Below are 21,807 nucleotides of genomic sequence, written 5' to 3' on the forward strand. Positions count from 1 at the left end.
AGGGCGATAGCCAGGGCGCGCGGAAGCGTCGCGGCCCGCCGTCCACAGCCTCTTGCCGAATCAATATCTAGTTCCTGTGGACGAAAGGCGGGGCGCCTATTGTGGCCCTTAGGGAGTTGTTTACTACTGGTGGTGGTTGGTGGGGCCGGAGACGGCTGGACGCCACAAGATGTTGAATCTGAACGACCCCGCTCTCGTTTTCTTGGGAGGCGGCGTCGCGGACGACAAAGGGCGGGAGGCGGAAATGGGCTGGACGGACGAACGCGTCGAACTCCTCAAGAAGCTTTGGCAGGACGGGCTGTCGGCCAGTCAGATCGCCAAGCAACTCGGCGGGGTCACTCGCAATGCGGTGATCGGCAAGGTGCATCGCCTGGGCCTGTCGGGCCGCGCGACCCCCTCGAAGCCGGCGCGCACCGTGTTCAAGGCTCCGCGTCCGTCGCGCCCGATCTCCTCGGCGCCGGCCGCGCCGCGCCGGATCGCCGAACCGGTCTCCCACGCGCCCACGCCGCCGATCCGCTATGTCGACGAGACGCCCGGCACGGCCACGGTGCTGACGCTCGGCGCCCACATGTGCAAGTGGCCGATCGGCGACCCGTCCATGGACAACTTCACCTTCTGCGGCCGCCGCACCGGCGAGGGGCCCTACTGCACCGAGCACAGCCAGGTGGCCTACCAGCCGGCCCAGGCCAAGAAGCGCTCCGGCGCCGCCGAACTCGCCCGGAGCCTTCGCCGCTACATCTGATTAACCGAATCCGCCCAAAGAGGCGGTCGAATATCCCGTTGGGGATGGCAATCCGTTGGGGATGGGGGCGCGTTCGGCCCGCGGCGGTTTCCGCCAGCAGGGCCGGGCGCGTCCTTTTCCTTATAACCACCTTGGAACCCAACGCGGTGTCATCCCGGAAGCCGCATCGCGGCTGTCCGGGACCCATGAGCACCGAACTTCGAGATTGGGATCCATCATCTCCGGTTAGAGGTCGATCCAGTGCGGGTTGGTCTCCTCGATCAGGCGCACCTTCCAGTCACGCCGCCAGCGTTTGAGCTGTTTCTCGAAACGGATCGCCGCCGTCACTTCGCCGAAGCTCATGAACCAGATCAAGCGATCCACGTCGTGGCGTTTCGTGAAGCCCGGCGTTTCCTTAGCCTTGTGCTGAGCGATGCGCGTTTCGAGGCTGTTCGTGACGCCGACATACAGCGTTCCGTGCCGACGATTAGAAAGGATGTAGACCCAGTAGCTCATCTTGCGGGCGCGGCGCTCATGGGTCCCGGTCTTCACCTGCGGCGAAACCGGGATGACACTGCAAATCGAGAACAATTAGAGAACATTCTCAAGCTGCGAGACTTGGGAATCGGTAGGCCAGCCGCTACCTTCCGCGCATGACAGATGCCGCTCCCGAGGCAGCCACGACGGAAGATGGCAACGCCCGCCCCTATTCGGTGTCGGAGCTGGCGTTCGCGCTGAAGCGGACGCTGGAGGACGCCTATGGCTTCGTGCGGCTGCGGGGCGAGCTGTCGAAGGTCACCCACCATTCCAACGGCCACGTCTACCTGACGCTGAAGGACGACCGCGCGGCCATCGACGGGGTGGTCTGGAAGGGCCAGGTGCGGGGTCTGTCGGTGCGGCCCGAGCAGGGGCTGGAGGTGATCGTCACTGGCAAGATCACCGCCTACCCGGCCGGCTCGCGCTATCAGATCGTCATCGAGACCATGGAGGCGGCCGGCGTCGGCGCCCTGCTGGCCCAGCTCGAGCGGCTGAAGGCGCGGCTGGCCGACGAGGGCCTGTTCGCGGCTGAGCGCAAGCAGTCCCTGCCCTATCTGCCGGCGACCGTCGGCGTGATCACCAGCCCGACCGGCGCGGTGATCCGCGACATCCTGCACCGCATCCGCGACCGCTGGCCCTGCCGGGTGGTGGTCTGGCCGGTGGTGGTGCAGGGCGACGCCGCCGCCGCCCAGGTCTGCGCCGCCATCAAGGGCTTCGACGCCCAGGACGGGAGCGGCCCCATCCCGCGACCCGACGTGCTGATCGTGGCGCGCGGCGGCGGCTCGGTGGAGGACCTGTGGCCGTTCAACGACGAGGCCCTGGCGCGCACGGTGGCGGCCTGTTCGATCCCGCTGATCAGCGCCGTGGGGCACGAGACCGACACCACCCTGATCGATTTCGTCTCCGACCGCCGCGCGCCGACGCCCACCGCCGCCGCGGAGATGGCGACGCCGGTGCTGGCCGAGCTGAAGGGCTATGTCGGCGACCTTTCGGCGCGGATGCACCGCTGCGGCGGTCGCGCGGTCGAGGATCGCCGCGGGCGGATCGCGGCGGCGGAGCGGGCGCTGAGACGCGTGCCGGACCTCATCGAGCTGGCCACCCAGCGCTTCGGCATCGTCTCCGGCCGGCTGGGCGCCGGCCTGGCCCGCAACGTCGCGGTGCATGAGCGGGAGCTGGTGCGCACCACCGCGCGGCTCTCGCCGCTGCTGCTGCAGCGGCCGCAGGCGGTGCAGCGCCAGCGGCTGGACGGCGTGGCCGTGCGCCTGCCGCCCGCCATGGCCCGTGGCCTGGAGCGGGCGAGCGAGCGGTTCTCCGCGCTTTCCAAGCTCTATGCCAGCGTCGATCCCGAGCGGCCGCTGCAGCGCGGCTTCGCCCGGGTGACGCGGGCCGACGGGTCGATCGTCCACGCCGGGGCGGCGCTGGCGAGCGGCGAGGACGTGGCCATCAAGTTCGGCGACCAGGTGACCCGCCAGGCGGTGATCGACGGCGCGCCCGGCGCCTCGCCGTCCGCTCCCGCCGCGCCCAAGCCGTCGAAATCCAGGCCGAAACCCGGGCTGCCCGCGCAAGGCGACCTGTTCTAGGGGCGACTTGTTCCAGGGCCGATCTGTTCTCGCGCCGCCCGAGACGCTACATAGAGGCCATGAACGCCCACGACCGCGACCTGACTGGCGCCGAGCTGGCCCGCCTGCACTACGGCGACGGCGAGTTCGCCGTGCTGAAGCCCGGCCGCTATGTGGTCTGCGCGGTCAGCGGCAAGAAGATCCCGCTGGAGCAGCTGCGCTACTGGAGCGCCGAGCTGCAGGAAGCCTACGCCGGCCCCGGAGAGTCCCTCCAGCGGTGGCGCGAGGTCCACGGGTAGTCACCCCTCCCCGTCAGGAGAGGGTTTTTTCTTCCGCACGCTCCGATAGGTCTCGTTCGGCCAGCGGCGGTGCACCCAGAACCATTCGGTGGGCCGCGCCAGGACCTGCCGCTCCATCAGGGCGTTGATGCGGCGCACGCCGGCCGCCACGTCGGCGTTGCGGTCGCCGGTGTTCTCCAGCCGGAAAGGCTCGTGGATCACCACGGTGAAGCGGGCCTTCTCGCGCCGCTGGACGGTGATCAGGATGATCGGGAGCCCTTCGCTGAGCGCGAAGGTCGAGGCCCCGGGCGCGGTGTGGGCGATCTTGCCGAAGAACGGCGCGGCGACACCGCCGTTGAACTTCTGGTCGTTGAGCAGGGCGATGGATTCGCCCCGGCGCAGCGCCCGGAACAGCTCGCGCGTGCCGGACATGCCCTTGGGCGCGAACATGCTGACCCCGTAGTCGCGGCGTTTTCCCACGATCCGCTGGTCGATGTAGGGATTGTTGGTGGCCCTATAGGTGACCTGGCACTTGATCCCCGAACGGACGATGGCCACCGCCATCACGTCAAAGTTCGAGAAATGCCCCGAGATCAGCACCGCGGGCCTCGCCGGGCCTGCGAGGACGCTCAGGCGTTCGCCATGCTCGACCTCCACCCGGCCCGGTTCGGCCGCGATGCGGTCAAGAATGGGGAACTCGGCGATCCATCGGCCCGTTTCCTCCCACTGGGCCCGCAGCATCGCCTTGATGTCCGCGTCGGGGGCCGTTGGAAAGACAATGCGCAGATTGGTTTCCGCGATCGCATGCTTGCTGGTTAACGGCCCGAACGTCCGGAACACCCATGCGCCAAAATCCGACACCGCATCGATCGGACACAGTCGCGCCAAAAACTGAGCAAAATCATATGCCCAAGCTTCAATATGCCACAGCCACTGCTGACGATCGGGAGACCGGGATTCTGTCATGCATCTTTACTAAGGCTGGCTTCGTAACCTTAGCAACGGGCGCTTTGGCGCCAGGCTTGCGGCGAAAACCCTGTTCAGTCCCGGAGTGGGACATAGGGATTTCGAGGAGGATGGGCGTCTTACCATGATGGATCTCATCGACATTCACCTGGGTCGTCGGCTGCGTCGCCGCCGTCGCATCCTGGGCCTGACCCAGCAACAGCTCGCCGGCGCCTGCGGGGTCCGCTTCCAGCAGATCCAGAAGTACGAATGCGCCGCCAATCGCATGTCTGCGGCGCGTTTGTGGCAACTGGCCGAAGTGCTCGAAGTGCCGGTCAGCTACTTCTACGAAGGGCTGGGCCAGGACACGCATCTCGACAAAGAGCCGGAGCCGCCGGAGCCGTATCAGGGCAAGGAGACCAAGGACCTTATCCAGGCCTTCTACGCCCTGTCCGAACGCCCGCGCCAGCGTCTGCTCGATCTGGCCAAATCTCTCAACGAAACGGAGGCCGATATCGTCGGCCACGCCTTTCCCTGACGACAGGGGCGTCCCTGAAGACACGGGTGGCCACGACGCGGCGGCTGGGGGTAAAGCGGTCGAATGACCGCTTCCGCCTCCGGGCTCGCCTCCACGAAAGTCGATGAGCTCGACGCGTTTTTGGTCGAACTCAACGCGGCGGCGGCAGGAGCGATCCTGCCGCTGTTTCGCGCCGACCACGGCCTGATCGACAAGGGCGGGGCCAAGGGCTTCGACCCCGTCACCGAGGCCGACAAGGGCGCCGAGCGCGCCATCCGCGCCCTTATCGCCCAGCGCTACCCCGACCACGGGGTGATCGGCGAGGAATATGGCGAGGACCGGCCGGACGCCGAGTTCGTCTGGGTGCTCGACCCCGTCGACGGCACCCGGGCTTTCATCTGCGGCCTGCCGGTCTGGACCACGCTCATCGGCCTGCGCCACAACGGGACCCCGGTGCTGGGCTCCATCGGCCAGTCCTACATCGGAGAGCTGTTCATCGGTGGACTGGGCCGGGGCTCGCGGCTGATCAGCCGCGGCGAGAGCCGGCCGCTGAAGACCCGGCCCTGTCCCAGCCTTTCCGACGCCCTGATCGCCACCACCGACCCGATCATCTTCCGCGAGCTGGAAGCGGCGGCCTGGACCCGCCTGCGCAGGGCCGTGCGCCTGGCCCGGCTGGGCTGCGACGCCTATGCCTACGCCATGGTGGCGGCCGGCGCGCTCGACCTCGTGGTCGAGACCGGGCTGAAGGCCTGGGACATCGACGCCGCCATCCCGGTGATCGCCGGCGCGGGCGGCATCACCACCGACTGGGAAGGCCAGCCGGTGGGCGCCCAAGGCGGACGGGTGGCGATCGCCGGCGACCGCGCCTGCCTGGAGCAGGCGCTGGCCGCCCTGGCGGGCTGAACGACCCCTAGGCCTTCTTCGGCGCCGCGGGCTTCCTGGCGGCCGGCTTCCTGGCCGCAGGTTTCTTGGCCGCCGCGGGCTTCTTGGCGGCGGGTTTCTTCGCCTTGGCCGGGGCCTTGGCCGCAGCAGGCTTGGCCGCAGGCTTCTTCGCGACTGGCTTCTTGGCGACGGCCGGCTTCTTGGCCGCTGGGGCCTTCTTGGCGGCGGCGGGCTTTGCGGCGGGCTTCTTCGCCGCCGGTTTCTTGACCGCCGCGGGCTTCTTCGCCGCGGCCGGCTTGGCCGCAGCCTTGGAAGCGGCCGGCTTTTTCGCGGGCGCCTTCTTCGCCGCCGCCTTCTTCGCGGCCGGCGCCTTGGCGGCCGCGGGTTTCCCAGCCGGTTTGGCCACGGCCTTCGCCGCGGGTTTCTTGGCCGCGGCAGGCTTCTTGGCGGCGGCCTTTTTGGCGGCCGGTTTCTTGGCGGGGGCTTTCTTGGCCGGCGGCTTGGCGGCCGCCGCGGCCGAAGCCGTGGCCGCCGGCGCCGCAGCGGCCGGGGCGGGCGTGGGCGCAGGTGCGGGCGCTGGGGCCGGAGCCGCCTTGGGAGGCGCGGCTGGCGTCGGCGCGGTGCGGCCGAGAAGGGCGTCGAGCGCCTTCATGAAGGGATTTCGCATCGGGTCGGTCTCCATCAGGATTTCGTGGTAGGCGCCGGGGATGGTGATCAGCTTTCCCTGCGGCAGGTGACGGGCGGCGGCGGCCTGGGCCGCGTTGTCGACGAGTTGGTCGGCCTCGGCGGACACAATGACCACCGGCACGGTGACGTTCCGCAAGGTGTCCGGGCGGGCGAGGCTGGCGGTGGCCTTCAGGCAGAAATCGATCCAGCCCCAGGTGGGGCCGCCCAGCGCCAGCCTGGGCTCGGCCTCCACCAGGCTCCAGGTGCGCGCGTGACGCGCCGGATCGTGGGTCAGGACATTGCCTTCGAAGGCGGAATCGAACGGCTTGCCGGGGCCGGTCAGGGTGTAGAGCCGCCCGCGGCCGATGGCGATGTTGAGGCCGGTCAGCGCATTGGTGATGAAGGGCGGGAACGGCGAGCGGATGCCCAGCATGGGCGCCGACAGCATCGCGCCCGCGAACCGGTCCTCCCCGTGCGTCATGGCCAGCAGGGTCAGGCAGCCGCCCATGGAATGGCCCACCGCCGTCCAGGGCTTCGGCAACCGGTCGGAGAAGGCGCCCAGTAGCGCGCGGAAGTCGTCGAGATAGGCGCGGTAGCCGCGGGCGTGGCCCTTCAGCGGATCGGCGAGCTCGCGCTGCGAAAGCCCCTGGCCGCGCCAGTCGTGGGCCAGCACCACGAAGCCGCGGTCCATCAGCTCGCCGATGAACTCGTAGTACTTCTCGATCGGCTCGGTGCGCCCGCCCGACAGCACGATCGAGCCGCGCATGCGGGCCGGCGCGATCGGTGGCGTGAAGAGGGCCGCGCGCAGCTTCGCGCCGCCGGCGCCGGCGTACCAATAGGCCTCGCCGCCCGGCGGGGCCTTCGCCAGCGGAGTCTCGACAAGGGGTGCGGGCTCGAGCATTCGGGGCGAGCCTACGCGGCCTTGGAAAACAGGGATTGAATCGCCGGCTGCAGCCGCATCGCCAGCCCCATGTCGGAGAGCCGCAGCCGCCCGGTCATCATGGCCCGCGTGGGGTCGAGTTCGCCCTTGCCCAGCGCGGTCAGGTCCTTGAGGCCGACGGTGACCACCAGGTCCGCGGGCAGATCGTCGTTGGTGACGTGCGATCCCAGGATGTGGATGACGCCCTCGCCCTTCAGGTCGAGCTTGATCGAGGCGCCGAGCGCGCCGGCCGCGGCCTCCGACGAGGCGGCCTGGCGGATACGGTCCGTCAGCTCCTCCAGCGTCGCCATACCCAAGCTCTCCCAAATCAGGGATGAGCTTCGCTTCAGACGTGTGCGAAGTAAACCGTCACGCGTGCGCCGCGCCTACGACTTGAGCGGTTTGACGAACCGCAAGGTCATCCGGTCGCTCTCGCCGATGGCGTCGTACCTGGCGCGATCGAAGGTCGGATCCGGCGGCTGGCCGGGGGCGGACGAGCGGCGCACCGGCGGCAGGGTCCAGACGCCGAAGGGATGGTTGTGGTCGTCCTTCGGATTGGCGTTGATCTCGCTGGCGGCGTCGAGCCGGAAGCCGGCCTCCTGGGCGAGCTGGACGACGTAGGCCTGGGGCACGTAGCCGCTGGACGCCATCACGTCGGGCGTCGCGGCCGGGTCGGCGCGATGCTCCTCGACGCCCAGGACGCCGCCGGGCTTCAGGGCCGCGAAGGCGTCGCGGAACGCCTTCTCCGCCAGGCCCGCGGCCATCCAGTTGTGGATGTTGCGCAGGAAGAGCACGAGGTCGGCGGAGGCCGCCGGCGCCACCGCCGCGCTGGTCGGCCCGAAGGCGGTGAAGGCGATCTTGCCGTAGAGCCCCGGCGCGGCGGAGAGCTTGGCGCGGAAGGCCTGGTCCAGCGTACGGCCCTCGGCGTCCTCGGTCTGCAGGCCCACGGCGTAGTACCGGCCGCCGGTGGCCGCGACGAAGGGGGCGATGATGTCGGTGTACCAGCCGGCGCCGGGCCAGAATTCCACGACCGTCTGGCCAGGCTTCAGCCCCCAGAACTGCAGCGACTGGAGCGGGTGGCGGAATGGGTCGCGGGCGCGGTCCGAGGCTGCGCGCCAGGACCCGGCGACGGCGGCCTCGATCGTCTTCGGCGGCGTGGCGCCCTTCGGCCTGGGCGAACAGGCGCTGAGCGCCAGGGCGCCCAGCATCATGCCGCGCCGCGAGAAGGAAGGATCGCCCATTGGCCCTCGCTGACGCCCCCCGGCGCAAGCTCCGCGATTGACCTAGACCCTGCGGCGGTCGCGGTCAAAACAACGCGGGCCTCGCACCCTTGAACGCGGAAGTCCCGCGCCTAACTCATAGGCCGAAGGCGCTGGATGTCCGGGCCTTCTGGACGCTGCGCGAGGCCGACAGGCTCGCTTCAGGCGATCCATCTGAACCGCAACCTTGCTTCGACAAGAAGGATGTGACGCATGCGAACGATCGATTTTTCCCCTCTCTACCGCTCCGTCGTGGGCTTCGACCGCCTGGCTGACCTGCTGGACGCCGCGAGCGCCGACAGCGCCTCGGGCTATCCGCCCTACAACATCGAGCGCACCGACGAGAACGCCTACCGCGTGGAGATCGCGGTGGCCGGTTTCCGTCCGGACGAACTCTCCATCGAGGTGAAGGAGAACCTCCTCACCGTGACCGGCCGCAAGACGGCCAACGACGAACCGCGCCGGTTCCTGCACCGCGGCCTCGCGGAGCGGAACTTCGAGCGCAAGTTCCAGCTCGCCGACTATGTGATCGTGACCGAGGCGAACCTGGCCGACGGCCTGCTGTCGATCGCACTCAAGCGCGAGCTGCCCGAAGCCCTGAAGCCGCGCCGCGTCGAGATCGGCGTCGGCCAGCCCTCAACCCTGATCGAAGGCGACAAGGCCGCCGCGTAACCGCGGGCGACACTGAAGGGAAAGGTACGGGCGGCGCGGGCGACTGCGCCGCCCTTTTTCCGTGCCGGCCTAGAGCACCTCGTCCAGGCCGCGCGCCCCGTGGCGGGCGACGCCGGTGAAGTTGGCCTGCTTGGTGAGCGCGCCGGAGAAGTTGGCGCGGGAAAGGTCGGCGCCGATGAAGATCGCCTGGCGCACGTCGGCCCCGGCGAGATCGGCGCCCTTGAACTCGGTGTTGCGCAGGTCGCAGGCCAGGATGCGGTCGGCGCCCAGCAGCAGCGGCCCCATCTGGGCCTCGCGCAGGTCGGAACCGGAAAGCTTGGCGTTCGCCAGCTTGGCCCCGCGCAGGTCGGCGCGCCGCAGGTTGCAGTTGCGCAGGTCGCAGCCTTCCAGGTGGGCGCCCTGCAGCTGCACGCCCTCCATGTCGAGGCCGTAGAACACCGCCCCCTTGGCCGAGAGCGCCGTCAGGTTGTAGCCGCGGATGGTCTCCAGCGCGCGCAGGTCGGCGTTGTCGAAGACCGAGGGCGCGCCCTCCTGGCCGCCGGTCTCGCACCAGCGGGCGTGGTCCTGGATCATGGTCTTGTAGGGCAGGCTCGACGCGGCGATCCCCGCAGGCTTGTCGGTGAGCGCGCCGGTCATGTTGGCGTTGGAGACGTTCCACTGCAGCGTCTTGGCGCCCACCAGCACGGCGTCGCGCAGGTCGGCGCCGCCGAGGTCCGCGCCGGAGAGGTCGGCGCCGGAGAGGTTGGCGCCCTTCATGGTCGCCTGCTTCAGGTTGGCGCGCACCAGGCGGGCTTCCTTCAGCACCGCGTCGGTGAAGTCGGCCTTCACGGCGATGACGCCGGAGAGCTTGGAGCGTTCGAGGTTGGCGCCCACCAGCTTCGCGCCCTGGGCGTCGCCCACGCGCGCCGAGCCGCCGGCCTCGATGCGACGGAAGCCCACCTTGGGATCGGCGGCGGCCAGCACGCCCTCGCGCAGGTCGGCCTCGAACATGTCCGCGCCGGTGAGGTCGGCGTTGCGCAGGCAGGCCCCGCGCAGGTCGGCCCGGCGCAGCGAGGTTCCGCGCAGGTCGCAGTCCTGCAGGTCGGCGCCGAACAGGGTGGCGTTGTCGAGCCGCGTGCCCTGCAGGTTGCAGCCGGCCAGCACGGCGCCGGAGAAGTCCGCGTCGCAGAGGTTGCGCCCCGCCAGGTCGAGGCCCGAAAGATCGGTCCAGGCGAACACGGCCCGCGCGCCGCCGGGCTTGGAATTCCACAGCCGGTCGTGCCGGGCGCAGATCTGGTCGGCCTCGGCCTGGGTGATCCGGCGGGCGATATGGCTGGCTTCTGACATGGCCTGGATGGACTGGGGCTGGACGGGCTGGGCGGAAAAGACCTGCCGATCCTAGGCCTTGGATGCTTAACGCAGCCTTGCCAGCGCCGAAGTGTCAGGCCCCGAACGTCAGGCGCGGGGCCGATAGGCCGCATAGAGGTCCGCCGCCTCGTCGGCGAGCAAGCCGATTTCCACCGCGACCCCCGCGTCGCGCAGGCGCCGGAGGCCGCGACCGGCGGCCAGCGACGAGGCGTCCGAGGCCGCCACGACCACCCGCGCCACGCCGGCCCGCGCCAGCCGCTCGCCGCAGGCGGCCGCGCCGCTCGACCGCTCGCCGCAAGGCTCCAGGGTGACATAGGCCGTGGCCGCCTTGGCCGCCGCGCCGGCCGCGTCGAGGGCGATCTCCTCCGCATGCGGCCGCCCGCCCTGGCCGGTGGCGCCCTCGCCCACGGCGACGCCGTCGGCCACGATCACGCAGCCCACAGAGGGGTTCCGCCCGGTGCGGCCGACGCCGGCGCGCGCCAGGGCGATGGCGCGGCGCATCCAGGTCTCGTCCGCCAGAAAACTCATGGCGCCAACATGGCCCTTCGCCGTCGTTGGGAGAAGGCCGCGTCAGCCGCCGGATCTGGCGTGCGCCTTCGCCGCCTCGGCCTCCACGTGCCGGGCGCCGGCCAGCATGTTGGCCAGGCCGTAGTTCCCCTCGTGGCAGGCGTATTCGTACATCGGCTTTACGGCGCGGCGCAGCACCATCTCTCCAGCCCAGGTCTGGGTGAACACCGCCGGGTTGGTGACGCGAAAAGCATAGAGCAGCTCGTCAGGCCCGACGCGGGTGAAGCGCTCGACCGTCTTCATGTCGGCCTTGGGATCGCCCTTCGGATCGTCCACGTCGCGGGCCGGGAAGTTGGTGGTCTCGACCACCAGGGTCTCGCCCTCCCAGTGGGCGATGGAGTCGCCGCCGGGCACGCGCATGGCGGCCGGCAGGTGATCCTTGGCGCCCAGCCGCACGATCCGCAGCGACGACATCCATTCGGAGTGCATCACCAGATGCTCGCCGGTCAGCACCATCTCCAGATTGTCGTTGTAGCCGCCGTTCTGGTAGGGCGGCCCGGCGCCGTCGGTCTCGATGCAGCGTTCGCTCGCCTCCCGGCCCTCGGGATTGTCGAAGTCGATCTTCCGCGTCTCGCGGCGGGCCTTGAAGAAGGCCTTGGCGGCGGGGCTGATCGGCAGCTGGCCGTCGGCCGGCGCGACGATCCAGGAGGTGCGGACCTGGCCGCGGATCCGGGCCAGTCCCACGTCGGTCTCCCACCATTCGGATTCGACCCCGCCCACGGCATGGTCCGGATCGCCCGGCGGGATGTCCGGCGGCTTGCCGCGGTGCGCCTTCTCGTACTTGGCGGCCTCGGCCTCTGTCACCACGAGGCTCTTGAAGTCGTCCGGCCGCTCCATGCCGGTCAGGGAGGCGCTGGTCCACAGGCCAGTGAAGTCGGGATGCTTGACGACGGCGTGAGGCGATCCGGCGACGGAGAGGCCCGCCATCGCCCACCCCGCTATTCCGCCCGCAGCCGCAATCCGATTCATGGCGATTTCCACCCCGCGCCGATCGTAACAGGTTACGCTGGGTCAGGCGCAAACCGACGCAGGCGCGGGCCGGCGGATGGCTCAGCCGATGGCGGGCAGCGGCTGGGCGCGGGCCTCATCGAGGTAGCGCGCGGCGGTCGGCTTCAGGGTGGCGTCGAGCCGGACCAGCAGCGGATTGCCGGTGGGGATCTCGACGCCGACGATCTCCTCGCCCGAGAGGCCAAACAGCAGCTTGACGATGGCGCGCAGCGAATTGCCGTGGGCGGCGATCAGCAGGACCTCGCCGGCCAACAGCTTCGGCGCGATCTCCACCTCCCAATAGGGCTGCACACGGAACAGGGTGGTCTCCAGGCTCTCGGTGTCCGGCAGCAGCGCGCCGGCGTAGCGGCGGTCCTTGGAGAAATCGAACTCGCCGCCGGGCGCCAGCGGCGGCGGCGGCACGTCGTAGGAGCGTCGCCAGATCTTCACCTGGGCCTCGCCGTGCTGCGCGGCGGTTTCGGTCTTGTTGAGGCCGGTCAGGCCGCCGTAGTGGCGCTCGTTCAGCCGCCAGTCCTTCACCTCTGGCACGAAGGTCTGCTTCGCCGCCGCCAGCGCCAGCCAGGACGTGCGGATCGCCCGGGTCAGCACCGAGGTGTAGCAGCGGTCGATGGCCAGGCCGGCCTGGGCGATCAGCTCGCCGCCCTTCTTCGCCTGGGCCTCGCCCTCGGCGGTCAGGTCCACGTCCACCCAGCCGGTGAAGCGGTCTTCCAGGTTCCACTGGCTCTGGCCGTGACGCAGCAGGATCAGGGTGGGCAAGGCGAAGGGCTCCTCGGGAACGGGCATTGCGCGTGGTGGGGCGCTTTCTAGCGGCTGAGGCCGCGGACGCAACGCCTTGGTCCGGACACCGCGAAGCGGCTATAGAGCCGGCATGGATCGTCTCTACCTGCCCGCGCTCGCCGTAATCGCCGCCGCGGCGATCGCCGTGGCCAGCATTTGGCCCCAGGGCTATGGCGACCGCTCGCCCGGGCCGTGGGGCCATACGCCCATCCAGCAGACGCCGAAGATGCAGGCGGCGATGCAGCGCGAGGCGCTGGCCAACCAGCGGCGCACCAACCAGCAGCGCGCGGCGGCCCGCGACCTGCAGACCCAGGCGCTTGCGCCCTCCCAATGAGCAACGGGGCGCAATGAGCGATTTCGACGCCATCGCGGTCGGCCGCCGGGTGCTGGCCGCCGAGGCCGAGGCGCTCGGCCAATTGGCCGACGCCCTGGACGAAAGCTTCGTGGCCGCGGTCGAGACCCTGTTCGCCGCGAAGGGCCGCATCGTCGCCACCGGCATCGGCAAGTCCGGCCATATCGCCCGCAAGGTCGCCGCCACCCTGGCCTCCACCGGCTCGGTCGCCATGTTCGTGCACGCCACCGAGGCCAGCCACGGCGACCTGGGCATGATCGGCGCGGACGACGTGATCCTGGCGCTCTCCAAGACCGGCGAGACGCGCGAACTGGCCGATGTGATCGCCTACGCCAAGCGCTTCGGAATTCCGTTGATCGCCATGACCGCGGCGCCGGGGAGCGCGCTCGGCCGCGCCGCCGACGTGGTGCTCGGCATCCCCGATGCGCCGGAAGCGGCCGATGAGCTCAACGCGCCCACCACCTCGACCACCCTGCAGCTGGCGCTGGGCGACGCCCTGGCGGTGGCCCTGCTGCAGCGGCGCGGGTTCAGGCCGCAGGACTTCCGGGTCTTCCATCCCGGCGGCAAGCTGGGGGCCATGCTGCGCACGGTGGGCGACCTGATGCATGGCGCGAGCGAGCTGCCGCTGGTCGGCGGCGAAACGCCGATGAAGGACGCCCTCTTGGTGATGTCCGAGAAACGCTGGGGCATCGTGGGCGTCACCGACGCTCAGGGCCGCCTAGCCGGCGCGATCACCGACGGCGATCTGCGTCGCCACATGGACGGGCTGATGAACGCCACCGCCGGCCAGGTGATGACGCCGGGGCCGAAGAAGGCCGTGCCGCCCGGCATGCTGGCCTCCGAAGCCCTGGCGCTGATGAGCGACCCGCCGCCGGCTGTGACGGTGCTTTTTGTGGTGGAAGACAAGAAGCCGGTCGGCATCCTGCACATCCACGATCTGCTGCGGGCCGGGGTGATGTAGCCGAGCCGCAGGCGTACACATTCGCGAAGGACTTCGCGGCTAGGGATCGGCCCCGATCGTCCGCAGAACCGTTCTTCCGGAGTCCCCATGCTGCCTGCCCCCCGCGCCGACCTGGTCGCCAACACCTTCGAGTTCGAGAACCAGCCGCTGGTGAAGGCCACCGGCTTCCGCGAATACGACGCGCGCTGGCTGTTCGGGCCGGAGATCAACCTGTTGGGCGTCCAGGCGCTGGGGCTCGGCCTGGGGACCTACATCCACGAACTCGGCCAGAAGCGGATCGTGGTCGGCCACGACTTCCGCTCCTATTCGCTCAGCATCAAGCAGGCGCTCACCATCGGCTTGGTGGCCGCCGGCTGCGAGGTCATCGACATCGGGCTCGCCACCTCGCCCATGGCCTATTTCGCCCAGTTCGACCTCGACGCGCCCTGCGTGGCCATGGTCACCGCCAGCCACAACGAGAACGGCTGGACGGGCGTGAAGATGGGCGCCCAGCGCCCGCTGACCTTCGGCCCCGACGAGATGGGCCGGCTGAAGGAGATCGTGCTTTCCGGGACCTGGAAGCAGCGGCCGGACGGCAGCCTGGCCCATGTGGGCGGGGTGGCCGAGCGCTACATCGCCGATGCCGCCAGCCGCGCCGCCATCAACCGCCCGCTGACCGTGGTCTGCGCCTGCGGCAACGGCACGGCTGGGGCCTTCGCCCCCGAAGCCCTGCGGCGCATGGGTGTCGCGGTGGTGGTCGAGATGGACTGCCAGCTCGACTGGACCTTCCCCAAGTACAATCCCAACCCCGAAGACAGCGTCATGCTGCACGCCATGGCCGAGGCGGTGAAGCGGCACAGCGCGGACCTCGCCCTGGGCTTCGACGGCGACGGCGACCGCTGCGGTGTCGTGGACGACGAGGGCGAGGAGATCTTCGCCGACAAGATCGGCCTGATGCTGGCGCGCGACCTGTCGGCCCTGCACAAGGACGCGACCTTCGTGGTCGACGTGAAGTCCACCGGCCTGTTCGCCACCGACGCGGTGCTGAAGGCGAACGGCGCCAGGACCGTCTACTGGAAGACCGGCCACAGCTACATCAAGCGCAAGACCGCCGAGCTGGGCGCGCTGGCGGGCTTCGAGAAGTCCGGCCACTTCTTCTTCAACCCGCCGATCGGCCGCGGCTACGACGACGGGATCGTGGCCGCCGCCGCCGTGCTTTCGATGCTGGAGCGCAATCCCACCAAGAAGCTCTCCGATCTGAAGAGGGCCCTGCCGGTCGCCTGGACATCGCTGACCATGAGCCCGCACGTGGCCGACGAGGTGAAGTACGGCCTGGTCGATGATGTGGTCGCCGAATACACCGCGCTCCGCGACGCCGGCGGCACGATCCTGGGCCGCAGGATCGCCGATCTGATCACCGTCAACGGCGTGCGCGTGGCGCTGGAGGACGGCTCCTGGGTGCTGGTGCGCGCGAGCTCGAACAAGCCCGAGATCGTGGTGGTCGTCGAAAGCACTCAAAGCGAGGACGACATGCGCGCCCTGTTCCGCCAGGAAGTGAAGCCCCGCCTCGCCAAGCGGCCGGAAGTGGGCGCCTACAACCAGGAGATCTGACGAAAACGGGCGCTTCCTGGCAGGAAGCGCCCGATCGGGTTCGGGCTTGTGGCTCGGCGCGGGCTCAGCCCTGGCCGAGCTCCACTGGCACGAAGGTGTGCTGGCCGCCGCGGGCGACGAACAGCAGCACCGACTTCTTGCCGGCCTTCTTGGCCTCGGCGATGACCGCCTTCAGCTCGGCCGGGGTCTTGGTGGCGTGCTCGTTGGCGCGCAGGATCACGTCGCCGCGGCGCAGGCCCTTCTGGGCGGCGTCGGAGCCGTCGTCGATGCCGGCGATGCGAACCCCCTGGCCTTGCTCGTCGGGGGCGATCTGCAGGCCGAGCGAGCCGAGCTTGGCGCCTTCGTCCTCGGCGCTGGGGCCGCCGGGCTCGGTGCGGCCGTTGGACGCCAGCGCGTCTTCCGAAGGCCGCGTGCCGGACCGGACCACGACCTCACGCATCTGACCGTCACGGCGGACATCAAGCCGGATCGGCTCGCCCGCCTTGGCCAGGGCCACCGCCCGGGTGAGGTCGGCGCCGTTGGCGATCGGGGTCCCGTTGACCTTGGTGACGATGTCGCCGGTCTTCAGGCCGGCCTGGGCCGCGGGGCCGCCGTCGTTCACCTGGGCCACCAGGGCGCCCTTGCCGGCGATCCCGAGGCTGTCGGCGATCTCCGGCGTCACGTCCTGCACCAGGGCGCCGATGAAGCCGCGGGTGACCTTGCCGGTGGAGATCAGCTGCTTGGAGACCGAGGCCACCACATCGGCGGGGATGTCGAAGCCGATGCCCACGGAGCCGCCGGACGGCGAGAAGATCATGGTGTTCACCCCGACCACGCGGCCTTCAAGGTCGAAGGTCGGGCCGCCGGAGTTGCCGCGATTGATGGGCGCGTCGATCTGCATGTAGTCGACGTAGCTTGAGCTGGAGAGGTTCTTGCGCCCCAGGGCCGAGACGATGCCGGCCGTGGCCGAGCCGCCCAGGTTGAAGGGGTTGCCCACCGCCACCACCCAGTCGCCGACCCGCGGCTTGGCGCGGTCCTCGAAGCTGACGAAGGGCAGATTCGAGCCGTCGACCTTCAGCACCGCCACGTCGGTGGCGGGGTCGCGGCCGATGACGCGCGCCTTGAAGGTGCGGTCGTCGGTGGTGTGGACGGTGATCTTGTCGGCGCCCTCGACTACGTGGTTGTTGGTGATCAGATAGCCGTCGCTGCTGATGAAGAAGCCGGAGCCCGCGCCGTGCATGATCTGCGGCTGGGCCGGCGCCTGCTGTTGGAAGAACCGGCGCAACTCGGGCGGCAGGCCCTGCGGAAGTCCGCCCTCGCCGCCCTCGCCGCCGCCGAAGCCGTCGACGACCCGGCTCGGGCCGGCCTTGCCTTCCACCTCGATGGAAACCACCGCCGGCGCCACGCGCGACACGATGTCGGCGAAGGAGGCCGGGGCGGCCCCGGTCACCGGCGCCTGCGGTCGGGCGTTGACGGCGCCTTGGGGGGACGCGGCGTGGACGGCGTAGCCGGCGGCGCCGGCGAGGCTCAGGGCCGCCGCTGCGGCGCCCAGTTTCATGAGCGATCTGTTCGTCTGCATTTTCTGTTCTGACCTGTCTTGCGAGGCTCCGACCTTGGGAGACCTGGCGCCTCTAGCCCCAAGTTATCAAGCGTTATGAACGCGCTCAGTGACCAGGGTTGGACGAGCCGGTGTCCGACTTCCGGCAAGATTGCGGCGAAGCTTTGCGCAGCCGCGGCGCCAATAGGGGCCGAGCGGACAAAATTCACCTTTCTGCCCTAGGGACGCTGGCGAGCCGGCCGCGCCTGTGCTGAAAGCGCGCCGACAGCGGAAGTCGAGGAATATCCCCAATGCATGTGGCGATGATCGGGACGGGCTATGTGGGCCTGGTGAGCGGCGCCTGTTTCGCCGATTTCGGGCACACGGTGACCTGCATCGACAAGGACGCCCGTAAGATCGAGCAGCTCCAGACTGGGGGAATCCCGATCTACGAGCCGGGCCTCGGCACCTTGGTCGCCCAGAACGTCAAGGCCGGGCGGCTGTTCTTCGCCACCGACGCGGCCAAGGCGGTTCGCGAGGCCGACGCGGTGTTCATCGGGGTGGGCACGCCGTCTCGCCGCGGCGACGGCTATGCGGACCTTTCCTATGTCTACGCGGCCGCCGAGGAGATCGCGGGCCTGGTGGAAGGCTTCACCGTGGTGGTCACCAAATCGACGGTGCCGGTGGGCACGGGCGACGAGATCGAGGCGATCTTCAAGCGCGTGAACCCCAAGGCCGACGTGGCCGTGGTCTCGAACCCCGAATTCCTGCGCGAGGGCGCCGCGATCGAGGACTTCAAGCGCCCAGACCGCGTGGTGGTCGGCACCCTGGACGAACGCGCCCAGTCGGTGATGCGCGAACTCTACCGCCCGCTCTATCTCAACGAAACGCCGATCCTGTTCACCAATCGGCGCACCAGCGAGCTGATCAAATATGCCGCCAACGCCTTCCTGGCGGTCAAGATCACCTACATCAACGAGATGGCCGACCTCTGCGAGGCCGTCGGCGCCGACGTGCAGCAGGTGGCCCGCGGCATCGGCTTGGACGGCCGCATCGGCGGCAAGTTCCTGAACGCCGGCCCCGGCTACGGCGGCTCCTGCTTCCCAAAGGACACCATCGCCCTGGTCCGCACCGCCCGCGACGCCGGCGCCCCGGTGGAGCTGGTCGAGACCACGATCAAGGTCAACGACGAGCGCAAGCGGGCCATGGCGCGCAAGGTGATCAAGGCGCTGGACGGCGAGGTGAAGGGCAAGACGGTCGGCGTGCTGGGCCTCACCTTCAAGCCCAATACCGACGACATGCGCGATGCGCCGTCGCTGGCGATCATCCCGGCGCTGCAGGACAAGGGCGCCGCGGTCCAGGCCTTCGACCCCGAGGGCCACGAGGCCCGCGCCCTGCTGCAGAACGTCGACTTCAAGGACGATCCGTATGACGTCGCGGCGGGCGCCGACGTGCTGGTGATCATCACCGAGTGGGATCAGTTCCGGGCGCTCGACTTCGACCGGATCAAGCTGTTGATGAACCAGCCGAAACTGGTCGACCTGCGCAACATCTACAAGCCCGCCGACATGCACGCCCGCGGGTTCGACTATGTCAGCGTTGGACGGGACGTGACGATGGGGGCTGGGATCGCGCCCAAGCGCCGCGCGGCCGACCGCGGCTAGTCAGGGACTTTCGGAAGGCTTCGCCGGGCGGCGCTTTCAGAACGCCGAAGCGCCCCAGCGGAGCAGGGCTTCGCCGATCCACACGGCGCCGGCCCAGAAGGCCGACCCCAGGATGGCCACAAAAGCGAGGCAGGCCACCGAACTGGCGCTTCGCGCCATCGGCCGCGACATCCCGCCGTAGGCGAGGTGACGTCCCATGTTTTCTCCCAAGCTCTTCGTTCGATTGCGCCGGTCGAGCGACGCAACATGGACAATTTGTCATAAAGCTTAGGGCTTGGGTAGGGTTCTCTCCCAGCGGGCGAGCCGGTGTTCACATTCGTGTATTGGGCGCCCCGATCAGGCGGCGAGCGCCGCCTTCTTCACCGCGCCTGCGATCTCCTTGACCACCTGGCTGACCAGCTTCTCGTCGTCGCCCTCGGCCATGATGCGGATGAGCGGCTCCGTCCCGGAAGCGCGGACCAGGATGCGGCCGCAGCCGTTCAGCCGCTGCTCCGCCTCAGCCATCGCCGCCTGGACCTCGGCGTTCTCCAGCGGCTTGCCGGAGGCGAAGCGGACGTTCTCCAGCTTCTGCGGCACGGGTTCGAACTGCCGGGCCAGCGCGCTCATCGGCTTGTCGGCCTCCTTCAGCACGGCCAGCACCTGCAAGGCGGCCAGGAGGCCGTCGCCGGTGGTGGAGAAGTCCGACAGGATGATGTGACCGGACTGTTCGCCGCCCAGGTTGAAGCCGCCTTCTCGCATCCGCGCCATCACCGAGCGGTCGCCAACCGGAGTGCGCTCCAGGGTGAGCTTGCGGGCCTTCAGGAACCGCTCGAGCCCCAGGTTCGACATCACCGTCGCCACCACGCCGCCGCCGCGCAGCTTGCCGCGCTGGGCCCAGTCGCCGGCGATCAGGGCCATGATCTGGTCGCCGTCGACCACGTGGCCCTTCTCGTCGCAGATCACCAGGCGGTCGGCGTCGCCATCCAGCCCGATGCCGATGTCGGCGCGGTATTCCTTCACCGCCTGCTGCATGGCGCCCGGCGCCGTCGAGCCGACTTCATCGTTGATGTTGAAGCCGTCGGGGGCGACGCCGATGCGGATCACCTCGGCGCCCAGTTCGTAGAGCGCCTCGGGAGCCACCTTGTACGAGGCGCCGTTGGCGCAATCGATGACGATGCGCATGCCCGACAGATTGAGCCGGCGCGGGAAGGTCGCCTTGGCGATCTCGACATAGCGCGCCTGGGAATCGTCGATCCGCTGCACCCGGCCGAGCTTGCCCGGCGCGGCCAGGTTTTCCTGCAGGCCCTGGTCCATGCGGGCCTCGATCTCCATCTCCTGCTCATCGGAGAGCTTGAAGCCGTCGGGGCCGAACAGCTTGATGCCGTTGTCGGAAAAGGCGTTGTGCGAGGCCGAGATCATCACCCCGAGGTCGGCGCGCAGCGAGCGCGTCATCATCGCCACGCCGGGGGTCGGCAGCGGGCCGAACAGGCGCACGTCCATGCCCACGCTGGTGAAGCCCGCCACCAGCGCCGGCTCGATCATGTAGCCCGACAGCCGCGTGTCCTTGCCGATCACCACCAGATGGCGTCGCTCGTCCTTCGACATGAACAGCTTGCCCGCCGCCATGCCGACCCGGAGCGCCACCTCCGCGGTCATGGGAAAGCGATTGGCCTCGCCGCGGATGCCATCGGTGCCGAAGTAGGCGCGTTTGCTCATCGAAACGATCCGAAACCCAGATTTAGTCGACGCGCGCCGGCGGGGTGCTAAACGGCGCGTCGCGGTGATACCGCGCGCTTGCGTACCACAAAAGGACAGGCCTCCCCATGTGCGGCATCATCGGCATCGTCGGGCGACAGTCCGTACAGGAACGACTGATCGATAGCCTGAAACGCCTGGAGTATCGCGGCTATGATTCGGCCGGCGTCGCCGGTGTCGTGGACGGCAGGGTCCAGCGCCGCCGCGCGGCCGGCAAGATCAAGGCCCTGGAGGACGTGCTGGCGGCCGAGCCGCTGAACGCCACGGTGGGCATCGGCCATACCCGCTGGGCGACCCACGGGGGGCCCTCGACCCGCAACGCCCACCCACACACCCAGGGCCGCGTGACCCTGGTGCACAACGGCATCATCGAGAACTACGCCGAGCTGCGCGACGCCATGGCCGCCAGGGGCCGGGTGTTCGAGAGCGAGACCGACACCGAAGTGATCGCCGGCCTGATCGATTCGGAGCTGGAGGCCGGCAGGGCGCCGGTGGCCGCGCTGAAGGCGGCGCTCGACCAGTTGCACGGCGCCTATGCCCTGGGCGTGCTGATCGAGGGCGAGGACACCCTGGTGATGGGCGCGCGGCGCGGCAGCCCCCTGGTGGTGGGCTATGGCGAGGGCGAGATGTTCATCGGCTCCGACGCGCTCGCCGTCGGGCCCTTCACCAGCCGCATCGCCTACCTCGAGGAAGGCGACTACGTCGCCATCGACCACGACCAGGCGCTGATCTTCGACGCCACGGGCCAGCCGGTGAAGCGCGAGGTGCGCACGGTCGCCGCCTCCGCCGCCCTGGTGGAGAAGGGCAACTACCGCCACTTCATGGAGAAGGAGATCCACGACCAGCCGGAGGGCTGCCAGCGGACCATCGCGGCCTATGTGGACACTCTCACCGACCACGCCGCCATGCCGGGCGGGATCGACCTGGCGGGGCTGAACCGCATCCAGATCGTGGCCTGCGGCACCTCCTACATCGCGGGCCTGCTCGGCAAGTACATGATCGAGACCCTGGCCGACCTGCCGGTGGACGTCGAGATCGCCTCGGAGTTCCGCTACCGCGAGCCCGCGCTGACCGACGGCTCGCTGGTCATCGCCATGTCGCAGTCGGGCGAGACGGCCGACACGCTCGCGGCCCTGCGCTACTGCATGGCGAAGGGCATGACGAGCGCCGCCGTGGTCAACGCCCAGGAATCCACCATGGCCCGCGAGGTCGACGTGGTCTGGCCGATCCATTGCGGGCCGGAGATCGGCGTCGCCTCCACCAAGGCCTTCACCGCCCAGATCAGCGTGCTCACCGCGCTGGCCGTCGCCGCCGCCCGGGCGCGGGGCAGGATCGA

The 21,807-nt window shown here is 69.5% G+C and carries 23 protein-coding genes; 11 read left to right on the forward strand and 12 right to left on the reverse strand.

Translation table 11 applies throughout. The annotated features are described in order from the left end of the window. Nucleotides 1-244 precede the first annotated feature (244 nt). A complete protein-coding gene (locus VGL85_RS06070) occupies nt 245-742 on the forward strand; it encodes a GcrA family cell cycle regulator (RefSeq protein WP_331587046.1) in 498 nt (165 codons plus the stop codon). Between the two features lie 225 nt (nt 743-967). On the opposite strand, the gene VGL85_RS06075 is transcribed toward VGL85_RS06070, so the two are convergent. Then, nucleotides 968-1,237, reverse strand: a complete 270-nt coding sequence (locus tag VGL85_RS06075) for a GIY-YIG nuclease family protein (RefSeq protein ID WP_331587048.1) — start codon at nt 1,235-1,237, stop codon at nt 968-970. A 137-nt stretch (nt 1,238-1,374) separates the two neighbouring features. On the opposite strand from VGL85_RS06075, the gene xseA reads away from it, so the two are divergent. Both xseA and VGL85_RS06085 read left to right on the forward strand, forming a co-directional pair. After that, entirely contained in the window at nt 1,375-2,838 is a 1,464-nt protein-coding gene (gene xseA / locus VGL85_RS06080; protein WP_331587050.1) for an exodeoxyribonuclease VII large subunit, read from the forward strand. A gap of 59 nt (nt 2,839-2,897) precedes the next feature. Beyond that, nucleotides 2,898-3,116 (forward strand): DUF2093 domain-containing protein, encoded by a 219-nt coding sequence (locus tag VGL85_RS06085; protein WP_331587052.1) that lies wholly within the window; start codon nt 2,898-2,900, stop codon nt 3,114-3,116. Here VGL85_RS06085 and VGL85_RS06090 read toward each other — a convergent pair whose 3' ends face one another. Further along, complete coding sequence (locus tag VGL85_RS06090; RefSeq protein ID WP_331587054.1) at nt 3,117-4,061, reverse strand: lysophospholipid acyltransferase family protein; 945 nt, start codon at nt 4,059-4,061, stop codon at nt 3,117-3,119. 124 nt (nt 4,062-4,185) lie between these two features. Between VGL85_RS06090 and VGL85_RS06095 the strand changes: the two genes are divergently transcribed. Then, a complete protein-coding gene (locus tag VGL85_RS06095; protein WP_331587057.1) occupies nt 4,186-4,578 on the forward strand; it encodes a helix-turn-helix transcriptional regulator in 393 nt (130 codons plus the stop codon). Between the two features lie 63 nt (nt 4,579-4,641). Further along, nucleotides 4,642-5,460: a histidinol-phosphatase gene (gene hisN / locus VGL85_RS06100; protein ID WP_331587059.1), complete on the forward strand. Its 819-nt coding sequence runs from the start codon at nt 4,642-4,644 to the stop codon at nt 5,458-5,460. A 7-nt stretch (nt 5,461-5,467) separates the two neighbouring features. Here the strand turns inward: hisN and VGL85_RS06105 are convergent, their stop codons facing one another. From VGL85_RS06105 to VGL85_RS06115, 3 genes are all read right to left on the reverse strand, one after another. Next, complete coding sequence (locus VGL85_RS06105) at nt 5,468-7,006, reverse strand: alpha/beta hydrolase (RefSeq protein ID WP_331587061.1); 1,539 nt, start codon at nt 7,004-7,006, stop codon at nt 5,468-5,470. 11 nt (nt 7,007-7,017) lie between these two features. Next, nucleotides 7,018-7,335, reverse strand: a complete 318-nt coding sequence (locus VGL85_RS06110; protein ID WP_331587063.1) for an SCP2 sterol-binding domain-containing protein — start codon at nt 7,333-7,335, stop codon at nt 7,018-7,020. A 75-nt stretch (nt 7,336-7,410) separates the two neighbouring features. Beyond that, the gene (locus tag VGL85_RS06115; protein ID WP_331587065.1) at nt 7,411-8,265 is read right to left on the reverse strand and encodes a methyltransferase; all 855 of its coding nucleotides are present in this window, start codon (nt 8,263-8,265) and stop codon (nt 7,411-7,413) included. Nucleotides 8,266-8,496: 231 nt separating this feature from the next. Between VGL85_RS06115 and VGL85_RS06120 the strand changes: the two genes are divergently transcribed. Beyond that, on the forward strand, nt 8,497-8,955 hold the full coding sequence (locus tag VGL85_RS06120) for an Hsp20 family protein (RefSeq protein ID WP_331587067.1): 459 nt from the start codon (nt 8,497-8,499) through the stop codon (nt 8,953-8,955). A 69-nt stretch (nt 8,956-9,024) separates the two neighbouring features. Here VGL85_RS06120 and VGL85_RS06125 read toward each other — a convergent pair whose 3' ends face one another. The 4 genes from VGL85_RS06125 to gpmA form a co-directional block, all read right to left on the reverse strand. Next, entirely contained in the window at nt 9,025-10,281 is a 1,257-nt protein-coding gene (locus tag VGL85_RS06125; protein WP_331587069.1) for a pentapeptide repeat-containing protein, read from the reverse strand. A 108-nt stretch (nt 10,282-10,389) separates the two neighbouring features. Next, entirely contained in the window at nt 10,390-10,830 is a 441-nt protein-coding gene (locus VGL85_RS06130) for a deaminase (RefSeq protein ID WP_331587071.1), read from the reverse strand. A 42-nt stretch (nt 10,831-10,872) separates the two neighbouring features. Continuing rightward, nucleotides 10,873-11,796, reverse strand: a complete 924-nt coding sequence (locus VGL85_RS06135) for a hypothetical protein (protein WP_331587073.1) — start codon at nt 11,794-11,796, stop codon at nt 10,873-10,875. A 123-nt stretch (nt 11,797-11,919) separates the two neighbouring features. Further along, nucleotides 11,920-12,633 (reverse strand): 2,3-diphosphoglycerate-dependent phosphoglycerate mutase, encoded by a 714-nt coding sequence (gene gpmA, locus VGL85_RS06140; RefSeq protein WP_331587075.1) that lies wholly within the window; start codon nt 12,631-12,633, stop codon nt 11,920-11,922. A gap of 112 nt (nt 12,634-12,745) precedes the next feature. On the opposite strand from gpmA, the gene VGL85_RS06145 reads away from it, so the two are divergent. The 3 genes from VGL85_RS06145 to VGL85_RS06155 all read left to right on the forward strand — a co-directional run bounded on the left by VGL85_RS06145 (nt 12,746) and on the right by VGL85_RS06155 (nt 15,557). Then, complete coding sequence (locus VGL85_RS06145) at nt 12,746-12,988, forward strand: hypothetical protein (RefSeq protein ID WP_331587077.1); 243 nt, start codon at nt 12,746-12,748, stop codon at nt 12,986-12,988. 13 nt (nt 12,989-13,001) lie between these two features. Beyond that, nucleotides 13,002-13,967, forward strand: a complete 966-nt coding sequence (locus tag VGL85_RS06150; RefSeq protein ID WP_331587079.1) for a KpsF/GutQ family sugar-phosphate isomerase — start codon at nt 13,002-13,004, stop codon at nt 13,965-13,967. Between the two features lie 87 nt (nt 13,968-14,054). Beyond that, the gene (locus VGL85_RS06155) at nt 14,055-15,557 is read left to right on the forward strand and encodes a phosphomannomutase/phosphoglucomutase (protein WP_331587081.1); all 1,503 of its coding nucleotides are present in this window, start codon (nt 14,055-14,057) and stop codon (nt 15,555-15,557) included. A 64-nt stretch (nt 15,558-15,621) separates the two neighbouring features. On the opposite strand, the gene VGL85_RS06160 is transcribed toward VGL85_RS06155, so the two are convergent. Further along, the gene (locus tag VGL85_RS06160) at nt 15,622-17,094 is read right to left on the reverse strand and encodes a Do family serine endopeptidase (protein WP_331587083.1); all 1,473 of its coding nucleotides are present in this window, start codon (nt 17,092-17,094) and stop codon (nt 15,622-15,624) included. Between the two features lie 290 nt (nt 17,095-17,384). Here VGL85_RS06160 and VGL85_RS06165 point away from each other — a divergent pair, with 290 nt between their 5' ends. Further along, a complete protein-coding gene (locus VGL85_RS06165; protein ID WP_331587085.1) occupies nt 17,385-18,737 on the forward strand; it encodes a UDP-glucose/GDP-mannose dehydrogenase family protein in 1,353 nt (450 codons plus the stop codon). A 36-nt stretch (nt 18,738-18,773) separates the two neighbouring features. On the opposite strand, the gene VGL85_RS06170 is transcribed toward VGL85_RS06165, so the two are convergent. Together VGL85_RS06170 and glmM are read right to left on the reverse strand one after the other, a co-directional pair. Continuing rightward, on the reverse strand, nt 18,774-18,935 hold the full coding sequence (locus VGL85_RS06170; protein ID WP_331587087.1) for a hypothetical protein: 162 nt from the start codon (nt 18,933-18,935) through the stop codon (nt 18,774-18,776). 138 nt (nt 18,936-19,073) lie between these two features. Continuing rightward, nucleotides 19,074-20,432, reverse strand: a complete 1,359-nt coding sequence (gene glmM, locus VGL85_RS06175; RefSeq protein ID WP_331587089.1) for a phosphoglucosamine mutase — start codon at nt 20,430-20,432, stop codon at nt 19,074-19,076. A 107-nt stretch (nt 20,433-20,539) separates the two neighbouring features. Between glmM and glmS the strand changes: the two genes are divergently transcribed. Next, nucleotides 20,540-21,807 (forward strand): glutamine--fructose-6-phosphate transaminase (isomerizing) (gene glmS, locus VGL85_RS06180; RefSeq protein ID WP_331587091.1); only part of this gene is annotated, 1,268 nt, incomplete at its 3' end.

The sequence above is a fragment of the Phenylobacterium sp. genome (genome assembly GCF_036501465.1).
In the GTDB taxonomy this organism is placed as follows: Bacteria; Pseudomonadota; Alphaproteobacteria; order Caulobacterales; family Caulobacteraceae; genus Phenylobacterium.

Bases quoted from the DNA above. Each gene is read 5' to 3' on its own strand.
- VGL85_RS06070 (WP_331587046.1), top strand. From the start codon at position 245: ATGGGCTGGACGGACGAACGCGTCGAACTCCTCAAGAAGCTTTGGCAG.
- VGL85_RS06075 (WP_331587048.1), bottom strand. From the start codon at position 1,237: ATGAGCTACTGGGTCTACATCCTTTCTAATCGTCGGCACGGAACGCTG.
- xseA (WP_331587050.1), top strand. From the start codon at position 1,375: ATGACAGATGCCGCTCCCGAGGCAGCCACGACGGAAGATGGCAACGCC.
- VGL85_RS06085 (WP_331587052.1), top strand. From the start codon at position 2,898: ATGAACGCCCACGACCGCGACCTGACTGGCGCCGAGCTGGCCCGCCTG.
- VGL85_RS06090 (WP_331587054.1), bottom strand. From the start codon at position 4,061: ATGACAGAATCCCGGTCTCCCGATCGTCAGCAGTGGCTGTGGCATATT.
- VGL85_RS06095 (WP_331587057.1), top strand. From the start codon at position 4,186: ATGATGGATCTCATCGACATTCACCTGGGTCGTCGGCTGCGTCGCCGC.
- hisN (WP_331587059.1), top strand. From the start codon at position 4,642: ATGACCGCTTCCGCCTCCGGGCTCGCCTCCACGAAAGTCGATGAGCTC.
- VGL85_RS06105 (WP_331587061.1), bottom strand. From the start codon at position 7,006: ATGCTCGAGCCCGCACCCCTTGTCGAGACTCCGCTGGCGAAGGCCCCG.
- VGL85_RS06110 (WP_331587063.1), bottom strand. From the start codon at position 7,335: ATGGCGACGCTGGAGGAGCTGACGGACCGTATCCGCCAGGCCGCCTCG.
- VGL85_RS06115 (WP_331587065.1), bottom strand. From the start codon at position 8,265: ATGGGCGATCCTTCCTTCTCGCGGCGCGGCATGATGCTGGGCGCCCTG.
- VGL85_RS06120 (WP_331587067.1), top strand. From the start codon at position 8,497: ATGCGAACGATCGATTTTTCCCCTCTCTACCGCTCCGTCGTGGGCTTC.
- VGL85_RS06125 (WP_331587069.1), bottom strand. From the start codon at position 10,281: ATGTCAGAAGCCAGCCATATCGCCCGCCGGATCACCCAGGCCGAGGCC.
- VGL85_RS06130 (WP_331587071.1), bottom strand. From the start codon at position 10,830: ATGAGTTTTCTGGCGGACGAGACCTGGATGCGCCGCGCCATCGCCCTG.
- VGL85_RS06135 (WP_331587073.1), bottom strand. From the start codon at position 11,796: ATGGCGGGCCTCTCCGTCGCCGGATCGCCTCACGCCGTCGTCAAGCAT.
- VGL85_RS06145 (WP_331587077.1), top strand. From the start codon at position 12,746: ATGGATCGTCTCTACCTGCCCGCGCTCGCCGTAATCGCCGCCGCGGCG.
- VGL85_RS06150 (WP_331587079.1), top strand. From the start codon at position 13,002: ATGAGCGATTTCGACGCCATCGCGGTCGGCCGCCGGGTGCTGGCCGCC.
- VGL85_RS06155 (WP_331587081.1), top strand. From the start codon at position 14,055: ATGCTGCCTGCCCCCCGCGCCGACCTGGTCGCCAACACCTTCGAGTTC.
- VGL85_RS06160 (WP_331587083.1), bottom strand. From the start codon at position 17,094: ATGAAACTGGGCGCCGCAGCGGCGGCCCTGAGCCTCGCCGGCGCCGCC.
- VGL85_RS06165 (WP_331587085.1), top strand. From the start codon at position 17,385: ATGCATGTGGCGATGATCGGGACGGGCTATGTGGGCCTGGTGAGCGGC.
- VGL85_RS06170 (WP_331587087.1), bottom strand. From the start codon at position 18,935: ATGGGACGTCACCTCGCCTACGGCGGGATGTCGCGGCCGATGGCGCGA.
- glmM (WP_331587089.1), bottom strand. From the start codon at position 20,432: ATGAGCAAACGCGCCTACTTCGGCACCGATGGCATCCGCGGCGAGGCC.